The sequence below is a fragment of the Arthrobacter sp. Rue61a genome, from assembly GCF_000294695.2.
GTDB classification, from domain to species: Bacteria; Actinomycetota; Actinomycetes; order Actinomycetales; family Micrococcaceae; genus Arthrobacter; species Arthrobacter aurescens_A.
Map to the genome: position 1 here is coordinate 3527754 of NC_018531.1, position 14316 is coordinate 3542069.

Below are 14316 nucleotides of genomic sequence, written 5' to 3' on the forward strand. Positions count from 1 at the left end.
AGCAGTTTTGAACTTCACTGGACCCACCATGAGCCGCAGGACCCTTTTCCGCACGACAGGGGCTGCCGCCCTTGCCGGAGTCCTGCTTTCCCAAGCAGGACCATCCTTTGCCTCGACCGACGCCAGCTTGCAGGAACTGATAGATCGACGGCGGTTGGTTCTCACCGGGGGCCGGAGCGCCGCGGACATACCGGAACTGGCGGCCCAGCTTGAGGGAATGGGCAAGACCGCCGAGAAATGGTGGACGTCCATGGATAAGACCACGGCCAGGACGTCATTGTGGAGCGATATTCCGCTGACGGGCATCGGACAGTCCACGGCCGCTACCGGAAACATGGGCCTCCACTTCAACCGGCTCTACGACATGGCGCTTGGATATGCAGTACCGGGCAATCCCTTTGCGGGCAATCCTGCACTGGCGGCTGACATTGTGGCGGGCCTGCAACTTCTGAGCAGCACGGCGTATAAGCCTTCCACCAAGGCGGCGGGCAACTGGTGGTTCTGGGAGATCGGCGTCCCCCGCAAGACCGTGGACATCCTGACACTCCTGCATGCTGAAGTTCCCGAAGCCCTGCGGACGTCCTTGTTGGCAGCTGTCCGCTGGTTCGCTCCCAATCCGAACTGGCGTGGCCGTGCTACATCCCTTGCAGAGACCGGGGCCAACCGGGTGGATAAGTCCCTGGCGTGCTGCATGCGGGGCATCCTGGACAACAATGTTGGTGACATTGCCTTGGGCAGGGACGCCCTGAGCGACACCGTCCGCGGCGGGACCAACAGCGTTTTCACCTACGTGAGCAGTGGTGACGGTTTCTACGCCGACGGCTCCTACGTTCAGCACTCATACCTCCCCTACGCGGGCACTTACGGCGTGGTGGCTTTAGCAGGCATCGCTGAGATCATCGCCATGCTCGGAGGGAGCAGCTGGGCGATCAACGACCCCAAGCGCACTGTACTCCTGGACGCGGTGGAGGACACTTACGCCCCGTTCGTGTGGGACGGGCGGATCATGGACACCATTCGTGGCCGGGCCGTCTCCCGTCAGCGGGAACCGGACTATGTCAGCGGCTTCGGGCTGATCTCAGCTGTCCTGCTATTGGCGCCGGGCTGCGAGGAGCCGTATCGTTCCCGGTTCTTGGCGTTGGCCAAGGGCTGGCTGGAACGCTGCGCGGACCAAAAACTCGTGGGGCATCCAACCCAGAGCCTGGCCAAGTCCTTGCTGTCCCTTGGGGTTCTCTCCGATTCCGCCGTGGTTGCCGCCCCGGCGCCGGTGTACAGCCGGATGTTCGCCGACCAAGACCGCCTGGTGCACCACCGTCCTCAGTGGGGTTGCACAGTGAACCTCTCCTCAAAGCGCATCGGCCGCTACGAATGGGGCAACAGCGAGAACAACCTGGGCTGGTACCAGGGTGATGGCATGACGTTCCTCTACACCCGCCAGGACCCCTCCCAGTTCAGTGCCGACTTCTGGCCAACCGTGGATCCCTATGCTCTCCCTGGCACTACCGTCACTGACCAGGTCAGGGCCAGCGGGGCTGGTGCCGCGGGAACCGGCATCCCCCGCGCATTCCAAGCCTTCGCCGGTGGGCTTACCGTCGATGGTCGCTGGGGCCTTGTTGGCATGGACCATCTGAACCACAACAAGACACTGTCTGGAAGAAAGTCGTGGTTCTTCCTGGACGACGCCGTGGTCTGCCTGGGCGCAGGAATCATCGGCACGGGAGGCGCCGCAGTCCTGACAACGGTCGAGAACAGATCCTTCGCGGCAGGAACCGTGCCTGCGTTGCGGACCGATTCCAGGAATCGCCGCATGGCACCCGGGGACGCGGCCGTGCAGCTCAAGCGGTCCCTGCACCTTGAAGGGCACGGGGGCTATGTTTTCCTTGACGCTCCAGGCGTGTCAGGGACAGCTGAAGTTTCGGTGGTCCGCCGCACGGGCAGCTGGTTCGACATCAATTCAGGGGCAGATACCGGCGGCACCACGGATGCGACCACAAGGGACTATGTGACTGTCACGCACCGCCACGGCGTAGATCCGGCGGGGTCCGGCTACGCGTACATGATCCTGCCGGCAGCCGGCCATTCAACAACGTTCTCCCAGTCCGCCAGCCCAGACGTGATGGTCTTGGCCAACTCGGCGGAGGTCCAGATGGTGGAGGTAGCCAAGGAGAAGCTGGTCATGGCCAACTTCTTCGCAGTCGGTACCGCGGGCGGATACACGAGCTCAGGGCCGTGTACCTTGGCCGCGCACCAGACCGGGGACAAACTCACCTTGTCCGTGGCTGATCCGTCCCGGACACAGCCATCTGTGCGCATTACGGTGGACGGCTCGTGGGCAACGCTTGTGGACTCCGCTCCTGGAGTTGCCCTCGTCAGCGCCAATCCCCTGGTCCTTGAGGTCCAGCTTGACGGACACGGCCACCAAAAGAACCTGACGCTGGGCACCTAGGGGCGTTCCGCCGTCGAGATCGCGGGAAAACTGCCAGATCGCAGGGAAACCTCCGGCGAATTCGATGGGTTCCCGCGAACTCAGCGGAAAACAAAAGGAGGGCCGGGTCCACGAGTGAACCCGGCCCTCCTTGTCTGCAGCGTTGAGAGTTACGCGTGGGCCTTGATGGCTGCGGCGAGGACCTCGAGGCCATCGATGAGCAGTTCGTCGCTGATGACCAGCGGCGGGAGCAGGCGGATCACGTTGCCGTAGGTGCCACAGGTCAGGATGATGACGCCTTCCTGGAGGCAAGCGGCGGCAACTGCCTTGGTGAGCTCAGCGTTCGGTTCCTTGGAACCGGGCTGAACGAGCTCGATGGCCAGCATTGCGCCGCGGCCGCGGATGTCGCCAACCACGGAACCCCCGCCTGCGGAAAGCTCGGCTGCCAATTCGCGGAGCTTGCCCAGGGCGAGCTCTTCGATGTGGCGGGCGCGGCCGTTAAGGTCGTGCTGCTCCATGGTGTCGATCGCTGCGAGTGCTGCTGCGCAAGCAACCGGGTTGCCACCGTAGGTGCCGCCAAGGCCGCCCGGGTGGACGGCGTCGAGCAGGTCGGCGCGGCCGGTGATTGCGGACAGCGGCAGGCCGCCGGCGATGCCCTTGGCCATGGTGATGATGTCCGGGACAACACCTTCGTGGTCAACGGCGAACCATTCGCCCGTGCGGCAGAAGCCGGACTGGACCTCATCAGCGATGAAGACGATGCCCTTCTCCTTGGCCCACTCGGACAGTGCCGGGAGGAAGCCTTCGGCCGGAACGATGAAGCCGCCCTCACCCTGGATGGGTTCGATGATGATCGCGGCAACCTGGTCGCCACCGATCTGCTTCTCGATCATGGTGATGGCACGCTTGGCGGCCTCGGCACCGGTGATTTCCGGGTTCTCTTCACGGAACGGGTAGCTCATGGGCATGCGGTAAACCTCGGGCGCGAACGGGCCGAAGTTGGTCTTGTACGGCATGGCCTTGGCAGTCAGCGCCATGGTCAGGTTGGTGCGGCCGTGGTAGGCGTGGTCGAAAGCTACGACGGCGTCGCGGCCGGTAGCCAGGCGTGCAACCTTGACAGCGTTCTCCACGGCTTCAGCGCCGGAGTTGAACAGCACGGTGCGCTTGGCGTGATCGCCCGGGGTGAGGCGGTTGAGCTGCTCGGCAACTGCAACATAGCCCTCGTACGGGGTGACCATGAAGCAGGTGTGCGTGAAGTGCGCAGCAGCTTCCTGGACAGCGGCGACGACAGCGGGGTCGGACGCGCCGACGCTGGTCACGGCAATGCCGGAGCCGAGGTCGATGAAGGAGTTGCCGTCCACGTCGCGGATGATGCCGCCGTCGGCGTCTTCAACGTAGACGGGGACGCCCGAGGCGACGCCGGCAGCAACGACGGCGGAGCGGCGCTCAGCCAGTGCCTGCGACTTGGGGCCGGGGAAGGCGCCGTTGATGTTGCGCTTCTGCTCGATGCGGTACGAGAGTTCGTTCGCGGTGGTGGTCATGAGGTGGTTGCCTTTCTGGGAAATTCGTACGGGTTACGCGAACGCGTTATGCAACTGAGTTATGCATCCAATGCACTCATCACGTGCTTGATGCGCGTGTAGTCCTCGACGCCGTACATGGAGAGGTCCTTGCCGTAGCCGGACTGCTTGAAGCCACCGTGCGGCATCTCTGCCGTCAGGAGGATGTGGGTGTTGATCCAGACCGCACCGAAGTCAAGGTCGCGGCTCATGCGCATGGCCGTGCCGTGGTCGGTGGTCCAGACGCTGGACGCCAAAGCGTATTCGACGTCGTTGGCCAGCTCGAGCGCTTCTTCTTCAGTGCTGAACTTCTGAACGGTGATGACCGGACCGAAGGTTTCCTTCTGCACAATGTCGTCGCTCTGCTTGGCGCCGGAGATGATGGTGGGCTCGAAGAAGAAGCCCTTCTCGCCTGCGCGGTGCCCACCGGTTTCGATCTTGCAGTTCGCCGGGAGGTTCTCCACCACGGAGGTGACGGCGTTGAAGTGGTTCACGTTGTTGAGCGGGCCGAAGTAGTTGTCTTCGTCGTTCTGGGAACCGGTCTGCAGGGTCTTGGTGTGCTCCACCATGGCTGCCACAACGTCGTCGTGGACCGAGTCCTCGATGAGCACGCGGGTGATGGCCGTGCAGTCCTGGCCGGCGTTGAAGAAGGCGAACTCGGCGATGGCCGCTGCGCTCTTCTTGATGTCGGCGTCCTTGAAGACGATGGCCGGAGCCTTGCCGCCAAGTTCCAGGTGTGCACGCTTGAGGCCCTTGGCTGCACCGCTGGCCACGGCGATGCCTGCCCGGACGGAGCCGGTGATGGAAACCAGGCCGGGAACCTTGTGGTCAACCATCATGGCGCCGGTTTCGCCGGTACCGAGGACAACGTTGAGGACACCGGCCGGGAAGATCTCGCCGGCAAGGCGGGCCAGGACCAAGGTGGATTCGGGGGTGGTGTCAGAGGGCTTCAGGACAACGGTGTTGCCTGCTGCCAGGGCGGGGCCGATCTTCCAGATGGCCATGAGGAACGGGTAGTTCCACGGCGCAACCTGGGCTACGACGCCGATCGGTTCGCGGCGCACGTAGGATGTGTGGCCCTCGAAGTATTCACCGGCGGACTTGCCTTCAATGATGCGTGCTGCACCGGCGAAGAAGCGGAGCTGGTCGGCGCCCGCGGCAACTTCCTCGGAGGCGATCAGGGAACGGACCTGTCCGGTGTTGCGGTGCTGGGCTTCCACGAGTTCGTCGCTGTTGGCCTCGACGGCGTCGGCGAGCTTGAGGAGCATCAGCTGGCGCTGGCCCGGGGTGGCCTTTTTCCACGACTTGAAGGCCTGGTTGGCCGCGGTCATGGCGGCGTCCACATCGGCCTGCACCGAAATGGGCGACTTGGCAACGATTTCCCCGGTGGCGGGGTTCACGATGTCCAGGAGACCCGTACCTGCCGGCGTAACGAATTCGCCGTTGATGAAGTTCTGCAAGGTTTGAACCACGGTGTGCAACCCTCTTTCGGAGTCTGGGCATGGATTTAGCTGATCAGAGCCTATGCCAGGGAGGGGGTCCAAGGAATAGCCAGCTGCACACACAACGACCCCCCACTTAGTGCGCTTGACCAATGCCGGGTTACGCTTTAAGCATGGCAATGTCCCTCGCTTCGCTCGTCGCTGTCCCCTCCCTGAAACTCCGCCAATCCGGCCTTGCCGAGACCACATGGAACCAGGACATCAGCTGGGTTGCCGTGACTGAGCTGGAAGATCCCCAGCGCTTCCTCAGCGGCGGAGAACTGGTCCTCACCACCGGGCTGCGCCTCAAGAGCGCTGCCGACCAGCGCCGTTTCGTCCGCCAGGCCCAGCGCGCCGGAGCAGTCGGGATCGGCTTCGGCATCGGCCTCACCCACGAGTCCGTTCCGGAAGCGCTCATCGCAGAAGCCAACCGCTGGGGGTTGCCGCTTGTTGAAGTCCCCTACGAGACCCCCTTCATCGCCATCGGAAAACTCGTGGCAGAGTCGCATTCCGCCGACCATTACTCCAACTTGGAGCGGCTCCTCGCGGGACACCAGATCCTGGCTCGCTCCCTCCTCACCGGTGGCGGCCTGAACGAACTACTCAAGCAACTGGGCAGCATGCTCCGTACCGATGTGGTGCTCACCCAGTTCAGCGCGCAGCTCTACAACAGCGTGGCCGGCAAACCGGCTCCGACGGCGGAGGGCTGGGCTTCGTATCCGATTCCCACCGGCCGCAGGGACGCCTGCACGCTCTGGCTCCGGCAGCCGTTCGTGGACTCAGGAATCGTGAGCTACGCGCAAAACCTCATCAGCGTTGAGCTCAACAACATGGTCAAGCAGCGCCAGTCCCAGCGAGCCATGGCCGGTCAGGTGCTGGACGACGTCATTCACGGCACCTTGGAAACCATTGAAGCCGCCCGGCGTTTGGCTGGCGTCGGCATCAACAGCACCCGGAAGAACGTGGTGCTCGTTGCGGAGTCCGTGGCACACCACAAGCAGCTGGTCAGCATTTCTCTGCCCCAAGCGCTGGAAGCCGGCGTCAGCGCCGTCGTCGGAAAGGACCTGGTCACCGTCATCAGCGACGACGGCAGTTCGGCCACCGCCTTGGCGAAGAGCCTCAGCGACCACCTGCAGGAGGCCGGCATCCACGCCGTCATTGGTATCGGCGGCGCCTACACGAAGCCGAACGGCTTGCGTTGGAGCTACTTTGAAGCGCGCGACGCCCTGGCGCACGGCTTGCCGGTCAACGAGCCGGAACGCCTGAGCCTGACGTCACTGTTGCTCGCCAGCGAGGATGTTCCTTTGGCGGACATGGCCAGCGAGTCCCTCACGCCGCTGCGGAAGTTCGATGCCGCCCACGGGGCCGAACTGGTGGCCACGCTGGAAAGCTACCTGAACCACAACGGGTCAGTGGCCGCCGTCGCCGAGGCACTGACCCTGCACCGAAATACGGTGCGTTACCGTTTGGCGCAGATCACCGAACTGACGGGCTACGACCCCTCGCAAACGCAGGACCGCGTGCAGCTTTGGCTCGCCCTGGCTGTGCAGCGACTGGGCTCCCGCAACCCGCGGTAAACCCCTCTCGAAGTGAGCGCGGAGAGCTTCGCCACAAAACTCTAGACATTAGACGTCAAACGTCTAACCTTTAGATATGGCCGCGACGACTCCTCTTACCCCCAGCACCGGAAACATCCCTACAGTTAGCCCAGCCCAGGCTGCCCCTGCGCCTTCGGCAAGTTCCGCAGTCCCCAAGACGCGCGTCGTCGCCGTCGTCGGCATTATTGCCGTGGTGCTCATCGGCCTGAACCTGCGCGCGGGCATCACCAGCGCCGCTGCCCTGTTCCACGATCTGCAGCAGGTGTTGGGTTACGGCGCTCTGGTGGCGTCCATTCTGCCTTCCATCCCGCTACTGTGCTTTGCGGTTGCGGGCATGGGAACGTCCTGGCTGACCCGGCGTGTGGGTGTCGAGAAGGCCATCGCCATCGCCTTGGCCCTGCTGGCCGGCGGTTTGCTGGTGCGTGGCGTTCCAGTAACGGGTGCGCTCCTCGGAGGCACCGTCCTGGCGATGTCCGGCCTGGCCGTATGCAACGTGGCCATGCCGTCGTTCATCCGTGAGCACTACTCCGAGCGCACCTCCATGATGACCGGCCTGTACACGTTCACCATGTCAGGCGGAGCCACCTTCGCCGCAGTGGTCAGCGTTCCGCTGGCCCAGGAGCTCGGCTCGCCGTCCATTGGCCTGGCTGCTTGGGGCCTGCTGGGCGTCGCTGCGCTTCTCGGCTTCCTGCCGGTGGTTCTGCACACGCACCGGAACACCACCAAAACTGACCGCCCCCGCGTTTCCATGTGGCCCCTCCTGCGCACCCGCCTGGGCATCCTGATCACCGCGATCTTCACGTTCCAGGCCTTCCTGGCTTATGCCGTAATGAGCTGGTTCGCCTACATCCTGACATCGCAGGGTCTCAGCGCCTCCGAAAGTGGCCTGCAGTTCGGTGTGATGCAGTTGGTCTCCGTGGCAGCGGGCATGATCCTGCTCGCGTTCGGCTCGCGGCCGGGCATGCTCCGCCCCGCCCTGTACCTGGCAAGCAGTTCAACGCTGGTGGCCATCGCCGCCATGCTCTGGCTGCCGACGTCATTGGCCGTTGTCCCCGCCGTGCTGTTCGGCTTTGGTTTGGGCATTTTCCCGCTGGTTCTTGTGATCATCAGCCGCAGCGGACGCTCGACGGCGGAAACCACCGCCCTTTCCACCATCGCCCAATCGCTGGGATACTTGATTGCGGCAATTGGCCCCTTCGGCATGGGACTTCTCCACAGCGCCACTGGCGGCTGGGTGCTGCCCCTGAGCTTGCTGTCCATCGTGGCCGTGGCGCTCATGGTCACTTGCCACCTGCTCACGAGTAAGCGCACTGCCACCAAAACCGGACCGAGGACAGCATGACCCTGACCCCTTCGCATCGCCCGGCCCTTGCCGAGGAGATCACCGCCAAGCTGCGGGACATGATCAAGTCCGGTGAATGGCCGCTTCAGGAGCGAATTCCTGCCGAGCCCGAGCTCATGTCCTCGCTGGGCGTTTCGCGGGGAACCCTGCGCGAAGCCATCAAAGCACTGGCCCACTCGGGCATGCTGGAGGTCCGGCGCGGGGACGGCACGTACGTCAGGGCCAACAGCGAGATGTCCGGGGCTGCACAGCGAATGTACCTGGAGCACACCCAAGAGCACATCGTGGAAGTACGGCTCGGCCTGGACACCCAGGCGGCCCGCCTGGCCACCAAGCACGCCACAGTGGATGACCTCGCCGAAATGCGCCGACTCCTTGCCCTAAGGCACGACGCCTGGCAGGCCGAGGACTACCCCACGTGGGCCAGCGCCGACTGGGAGTTCCACGAACGCGTTGCCTTGGCGTCAGGGAATCCGCTGCTGCACCAGCTGTATGTTTCCTTCGGCGGCGTCTTCCACAACGACCTCCTGCGGCAGCAGCGCAAGGGCGGCTTCAACGGCATCCCCCGTGAAGGCCACGACGAACTGGTGGACGCCCTGGAGGCCCATGATCCCGATGCCGCCGTGGCCAGCGTGTACCGGAATCTGGACTACTGCTCGGACCAGGGCCCGCGGTAACGTCTGCTGGGCTATGACGTTGCAAACCCGCAACACCGTTGTTGCCCCACCACGGTTCAGCGGGGCGGCAACGTCTTACGGCACCGTTTCAATTCCGGTCCCGGCCGCATCCCTGAATCTCGCATTGATCAGCACCACCTCGCGCCCTGCCCGGTTCAGGAGACTCGCTGCCACACTTGCCCGATATCCCGTGGCACAGTGCACCCAGATCCTGGTGTCCGGCAGCTCAGTGATCCTGCCGAGCAGCTCGTAAACCGGAATGTTAAGCGCTCCCTTGATATGGGAGGCCATGTATTCGTCCGGTCGGCGAACATCCAGCACCACGTCTGCCGGTTCCCGTTCCCTGAGCAACAAGCTCCAGTCCCCGTGCCCGTAGCTTGCCCGCGGATGGTCGGGGGCCAACGCGCCAACGTTCAGAACCGTGGATTGAGGCCCGACGGCGGCATCCGGGCTGTCGATTCCGATCCTCGCCAGGTCGCGAATCGCCTTTTCAACCTCTTCCAAGGGTCCCAACAGCGTGAGTGGCTGGTTCCACGGGATCACCCAGCCGAGGTAGCTGGTGAAATTCTCCCCATGGCCGTACTCGAAACTCACGCTGCCCTGGAGGTGGCTGTCTGCGAACGCCACGCGATGCCTCAGATCCACCACCCACTCCCCTGCCCTCAAGCGTCGGCCCAGTTCCTCAGCGTCCACGGAGTCCGGGACGTCAAGGATTGCCGGGTCCGGGCCGGCGGCATTCAGCGGGCTCATGTGGGCGTAGTACGCCGGGTAGGCGGTGATGTTCGCCAGCAACTCAGAAACGAAATGGTCCTCGTTGGGATCCGTCAGGGCGTGGTTGGACTTTGCTTGCTCGCCGATCGTCGATGATTCCTGATAGCTCGCGGGGCCGATGGAACAAAATGATCCGAAGCCGTGGGTCGGGTAGAGGGCCGCTTCAGGATGCGCCGAGTCCGCCAGTCGCCGGACCGACGAGTATTGATCATGGGCCAACGTCGCCGTGTCGTGGGGCGAGACCAGGTCCGTGCGCCCCACTGAACCGTAGAGCAAGCTGCCGCCGGAAAACACAGCTTCCGTGCCGCCGTCGTGAGTGTCATCCCGCACCACATATGAGAGGTGCGTGTGGGTGTGGCCCGGAGTGGCCACCACGCTGGCCAAGAGGCGGCCGACGCGGAGGACCTGGCCATCGGAAACGGGGACTCGGGCAAACGAAACCTCGTCGGCAGCGTTCACCAGATACTCAGCGCCGTGCTTTTCCGCCAGAATGAGCCCGCCGGTGACGTAGTCATTATGAAGGTGCGTTTCTGCCACATGTGTGATCCGGACACCGGCCTTCAATGCCGCGCCCTCTACACGGTCGATGTCACGTTGGGGGTCGATTACCAACGCAACGCTGCCGTCGTGCACCAAGTAGCTCCGGTCCCCCAACTGGGGCGTTTCGATGACGACGACATCCATGCTTCAGGGTACCGCCGGGCGCTAAACCCAGGGGTTAAAGCACAGCGGGGCCACTCTAATGAGTGACCCCGCCCTGCAAGGGAACGACTAGACCTGCGCGGCTACGCCATCACGGGAAATGTTGACCATGTCCTCGCGCGGCACAACCTTGATGCGCTCACGCTTGACCTCAACACCATGGGAGGTGCCGGCCTCGGTTGCTGCTGCGCCGAGTGCGAGCTCGTGGGCGTCCAGTGCCAGCCAGCCTTCCCAGCTGGTGAACTTCACGCCGCGGGAGTCAAGGAGTTCAACTACTGCGTCGGCTGCGGGAACCTCGGCAACCGGCAGGTTCTCGCGGTCTTCCAGGAGGTAGGTGACGGTTTCCAAGGCATCGCCCTTGGTGTGGCCGATGAGGCCAACCGGACCACGCTTGATCCAGCCCGTTGCGTAGAGGCCCGGCACGTGCTGGCCGTCGGCGTCCAGGACGCGGCCGCCGTCGTTGGTGATAACGCCCTTCTTGTGGTCGAACTCGACGTCCGGCAGGGCCGAGCCGAAGTAGCCGATGGCGCGGTACACGGCCTGGACCGGGTAGTCGATGAACTCGCCGGTGCCGCGGGCGTTGCCCGTGCCGTCCAGTTCAGTGCGCTCGAACTTGATGCCCGCAACCTTGCCCGGGGTTTCGGCGGAGTCAACGATCTCCACAGGGCTGTGCAGGAAGTGCAGGTGCAGGCGACGGGATGCCTTGAGCTCGGAGAGGTCCTCGGGCTGTTCGGCGATCCAGTTGGTAAGCGTGCCAACCATGGTCTTGATCTGGTTGTTCGTCTGGACCTGGCGGTCGGACTCTTCGTCGAACTCGAAGTCCTCGGCGTAGAGGATGATGTCTACGTCCTTGGAGTGCGAGAGTTCGCGGAGTTCCAACGGCGTGAACTTCACCTGGGCCGGACCGCGGCGACCGAAGACGTGCACGTCAGTGACCGGTGAGCTCTTGAGCCCGGCGTAAACGTTATCCGGGATTTCGGTGACCAGCAGGTCATCGGCGTGCTTGGACAAAATGCGGGCTACGTCCAGGGCTACGTTGCCGTTGCCGAGGACAGCGATTTCGGTGGCCTCCAGCGGCCATTCGCGGGGAACGTCCGGGTGTCCGTCGAACCAGGAGACGAAGTCGGCACCGCCGAAGGAGCCCTCGAGTTCGATGCCCGGGATGTTCAGGTCCGCGTCCTTGATAGCGCCGGTGGCAAAGATGATGGCGTCGTAGTGCTTGCGGAGGTCCTCGATGGAGATGTCCGTGCCGTAGTCCACGTTGCCGAAGAAGCGGATGTCGCCGCGGTCCAGGACCTTGTGCAGGGCATTGACGATGCCCTTGATGCGGGGGTGGTCCGGAGCAACGCCGTAGCGGATGAGGCCGTACGGTGCCGGGTAACGGTCAAAGAGGTCGATGCTGACGGTGAGTTCGCCGCTCTTGACGGCCTCGCTCTTGGTCAGGATGTCCGCTGCGTACACGCCGGCCGGGCCGGAGCCGATGACGGCGACGCGAAGCGGACGGTCCGCAGAACCTACGGGGGTGCTAATTGACACGGCTGTGTTCCTTCTTCTTCTCAGTTACTGCGGACGCGGGGACGATTTGGGGTAATAGTGCTGTAGTCAGCGGTCTTGAAGTGTTGCGGGGCAAAGGGGCTGACACGGACCACATCGCCGATCACGATGACCGCCGGGTTGGCCACGCCGACGGCTTCCGCCTGGTCCGCGATGGTTCCCAGAGTGCCGATGGTGACGCGCTGATCCGGCAAATACCCGTTCTCTACGATACCTACTGGTGTGTCCAAAGGCAGACCGGAGCCTGCCAGCTCAGCCGCGGAATCGCGCAATTGCGCCACTCCCATGAGCAACACCACAGTGTGATCAGGGCGTGCGGGGACTTCGGACAGCTCTCCGTGGCCGGTCACTACGCTGAAGCCTTTGGCCAGCCCGCGGTGCGTCACCGGGATGCCCGCAGCGGCAGGAACCGAGATTGCCGATGTCACACCGGACACGACTTCAACCTCGACGCCGTTCTGCCGGCAGAATTCTGCTTCCTCGCCACCGCGACCCAGGACGTAAGGGTCGCCGCCTTTGAGGCGCACCACGCGGTTACCCTTCAGGGCTTCGTCCACGAGGATTTGGTTGATCTCCAGCTGCGGCACCGGGTGGTGGCCGGGTGTCTTGCCCACCTCAATGACGCGGACGTCCGGGGCAAGCTCTTTCAGCAGCTCACGCGGGCCAAGACGGTCAGCAACCACGACGTCGGCCTGGCCCAGCAGGCGTCGGCCACGAACTGTGATGAGTCCCGAGTCGCCAGGGCCTCCACCTACCAAAGCGACAGAGCCTGCGGGCGTCTTGCCGGCAGCATCCGGCTTGCGGTGGCGGCGGAGCGGAAGGTCCCCGGTTTCGAGGGCCGTGGCTACGGCGTTGCGAAGGGCCATGGCACGGCGCGGGTCTCCCCCGGCGTTGATGGCGATCTTCACGTCGTCCACCACGGCCACGGCGGGTGTCCAGGCGGCTGATGCTTCGTGATCCGAGGCGTTGACGCACCAGATGCGCTGGGCCTCGGCGTCGGCCGCTACCTGGGTATCCACAGCGGCAGTGCCTGTGGCGGTCTGAACGAACCAGACGCCGTCGACGTCTGACGTGCGGTACTCGCGCTGCTCCCACGTGAGGAGGCCGGAGGTGGCGAGTCCGCGAAGTGCCTCAGTGGCAACGGGAGCGACCACGGTGACTTTCGCACCGGCGTCGAGCAGTCCCTTGGCGCGGCGCTCCGCGACGGGCCCGCCGCCCACAACCAGCACCGGGCGGCCGAGAAGGCGCAGTGCGGTGGGGTAAATGTCCTGTATTGCCATGAAAAAACTGTAGGGCGGCTCCGTAACATGCTTCAAAGGCTCGGAAACACCCGGTAACGCTGGGTAATCCAACGTCACATAATTCCCCGATTACTTCGGAGAAACACTGTCCCTAAGCCTCAGGTAATAGGCCCGCTGCTCCTTGCCCAAGTGCTCAATCGCGTAACGAAGCGCCGTCCGCGGCATGGTGGCGGCGTGTTCGTCCAAGAAAGCCAGCAAACGTTCGCGGCTGCTGCGCCCTGCATCGCGGACCCAACCGCCCACCGCTTTGTGGATGAGGTCTTCTTTGTCGTGCAGCAGGATCTCGGCAATAGCGAAGGTGTCGTCCAGCTGGCCCTCTCGGATGAACGCCGACGTCGCGACGATGGCTGTCCGGCGCTCCCACATGTTCTCCGACCGGGCCAGGTCATACAGCGGGTCTCGCGGCTTATCCATCAGCCAACCGCCCACCACGCGCCCCGCACCCAAATCCACCAGGTCCCAATTGTTGATGCGGTCGTGCCTGCGCAGATAGAGCTCGTACAGTTCCCTGCGGCGATCTTCCGTGGTCTTCTTTTTCTGCGCTTGAAGGGCCATGATCTTTACGGCACCAGCCCTTGCCTCGTGGATGTCCTGCTCCAGGAGCTTCTCGATCTCATCCAGGGGCATGGCCGCGAACTCCTTGCCGAGAGTGAAAACCTCGCCCATGCGGACGCCCAAAAAGAAATCACCCTCGGCGTAGTCGCCTTGGCCGGTCTTGAAGTACCGCTGGTACTTGGCCTGCTCGACGTCCGACTGCCGCACTTGGAGCCGTGCCAGGAACTCGACGGCGGTGGGCTGGGTTCCCGGTGCCAGCGCGGCTTTGGGTGCCTTGGCTGTCTTGTCCGGTTTAGGCGCCTTCGCTGGCTTGTCCGGCTTTGGTGTCTTTCCAACCTTGGGGGTCATCCC

10 protein-coding genes are annotated in these 14316 nt (G+C 63.9%); 4 read left to right on the forward strand and 6 right to left on the reverse strand.

Translation table 11 applies throughout. The annotated features are described in order from the left end of the window. Positions 1–7 precede the first annotated feature (7 nt). Positions 8–2446, forward strand: coding sequence for a polysaccharide lyase 8 family protein (locus ARUE_RS16095; RefSeq protein ID WP_014922460.1), 2439 nt, complete (start codon positions 8–10; stop codon positions 2444–2446). 149 nt (positions 2447–2595) lie between these two features. On the opposite strand, the gene gabT is transcribed toward ARUE_RS16095, so the two are convergent. Next, complete coding sequence (gabT, locus tag ARUE_RS16100) at positions 2596–3966, reverse strand: 4-aminobutyrate--2-oxoglutarate transaminase (protein WP_014922461.1); 1371 nt, start codon at positions 3964–3966, stop codon at positions 2596–2598. A 59-nt stretch (positions 3967–4025) separates the two neighbouring features. Further along, positions 4026–5456 carry a gamma-aminobutyraldehyde dehydrogenase gene (locus tag ARUE_RS16105; protein ID WP_043471414.1) on the reverse strand — a complete coding sequence of 477 codons (1431 nt, stop codon included), beginning with the start codon at positions 5454–5456 and terminating at the stop codon, positions 4026–4028. Between the two features lie 143 nt (positions 5457–5599). Here ARUE_RS16105 and ARUE_RS16110 point away from each other — a divergent pair, with 143 nt between their 5' ends. From ARUE_RS16110 to ARUE_RS16120, 3 genes are all read left to right on the forward strand, one after another. Next, positions 5600–7042 (forward strand): PucR family transcriptional regulator, encoded by a 1443-nt coding sequence (locus ARUE_RS16110; protein WP_043470533.1) that lies wholly within the window; start codon positions 5600–5602, stop codon positions 7040–7042. A gap of 76 nt (positions 7043–7118) precedes the next feature. After that, positions 7119–8405: an MFS transporter gene (locus tag ARUE_RS16115; RefSeq protein WP_014922464.1), complete on the forward strand. Its 1287-nt coding sequence runs from the start codon at positions 7119–7121 to the stop codon at positions 8403–8405. Beyond that, positions 8402–9082: a FadR/GntR family transcriptional regulator gene (locus ARUE_RS16120; RefSeq protein WP_011775709.1), complete on the forward strand. Its 681-nt coding sequence runs from the start codon at positions 8402–8404 to the stop codon at positions 9080–9082. The genes ARUE_RS16115 and ARUE_RS16120 overlap by 4 nt, the downstream gene beginning before the upstream one ends. Before the next feature lie 75 nt (positions 9083–9157). Here the strand turns inward: ARUE_RS16120 and ARUE_RS16125 are convergent, their stop codons facing one another. The 4 genes from ARUE_RS16125 to ARUE_RS16140 all read right to left on the reverse strand — a co-directional run bounded on the left by ARUE_RS16125 (position 9158) and on the right by ARUE_RS16140 (position 14313). Then, a complete protein-coding gene (locus ARUE_RS16125) occupies positions 9158–10537 on the reverse strand; it encodes an MBL fold metallo-hydrolase (RefSeq protein WP_014922465.1) in 1380 nt (459 codons plus the stop codon). Positions 10538–10624: 87 nt separating this feature from the next. Further along, the gene (locus tag ARUE_RS16130; RefSeq protein ID WP_014922466.1) at positions 10625–12091 is read right to left on the reverse strand and encodes an FAD-dependent oxidoreductase; all 1467 of its coding nucleotides are present in this window, start codon (positions 12089–12091) and stop codon (positions 10625–10627) included. 20 nt (positions 12092–12111) lie between these two features. Further along, a complete protein-coding gene (gene cobA / locus ARUE_RS16135; RefSeq protein ID WP_043470537.1) occupies positions 12112–13389 on the reverse strand; it encodes a uroporphyrinogen-III C-methyltransferase in 1278 nt (425 codons plus the stop codon). A 90-nt stretch (positions 13390–13479) separates the two neighbouring features. Next, positions 13480–14313: a DNA alkylation repair protein gene (locus tag ARUE_RS16140; protein WP_014922468.1), complete on the reverse strand. Its 834-nt coding sequence runs from the start codon at positions 14311–14313 to the stop codon at positions 13480–13482. Positions 14314–14316 lie beyond the last annotated feature (3 nt).

Excerpts from the sequence above, each read along its gene's own strand:
- ARUE_RS16115 (WP_014922464.1), top strand. The coding sequence starts at position 7,119 with ATGGCCGCGACGACTCCTCTTACCCCCAGCACCGGAAACATCCCTACA.
- cobA (WP_043470537.1), bottom strand. The coding sequence starts at position 13,389 with ATGGCAATACAGGACATTTACCCCACCGCACTGCGCCTTCTCGGCCGC.
- ARUE_RS16140 (WP_014922468.1), bottom strand. The coding sequence starts at position 14,313 with ATGACCCCCAAGGTTGGAAAGACACCAAAGCCGGACAAGCCAGCGAAG.
- ARUE_RS16110 (WP_043470533.1), top strand. The coding sequence starts at position 5,600 with ATGGCAATGTCCCTCGCTTCGCTCGTCGCTGTCCCCTCCCTGAAACTC.
- ARUE_RS16125 (WP_014922465.1), bottom strand. The coding sequence starts at position 10,537 with ATGGATGTCGTCGTCATCGAAACGCCCCAGTTGGGGGACCGGAGCTAC.
- gabT (WP_014922461.1), bottom strand. The coding sequence starts at position 3,966 with ATGACCACCACCGCGAACGAACTCTCGTACCGCATCGAGCAGAAGCGC.
- ARUE_RS16120 (WP_011775709.1), top strand. The coding sequence starts at position 8,402 with ATGACCCTGACCCCTTCGCATCGCCCGGCCCTTGCCGAGGAGATCACC.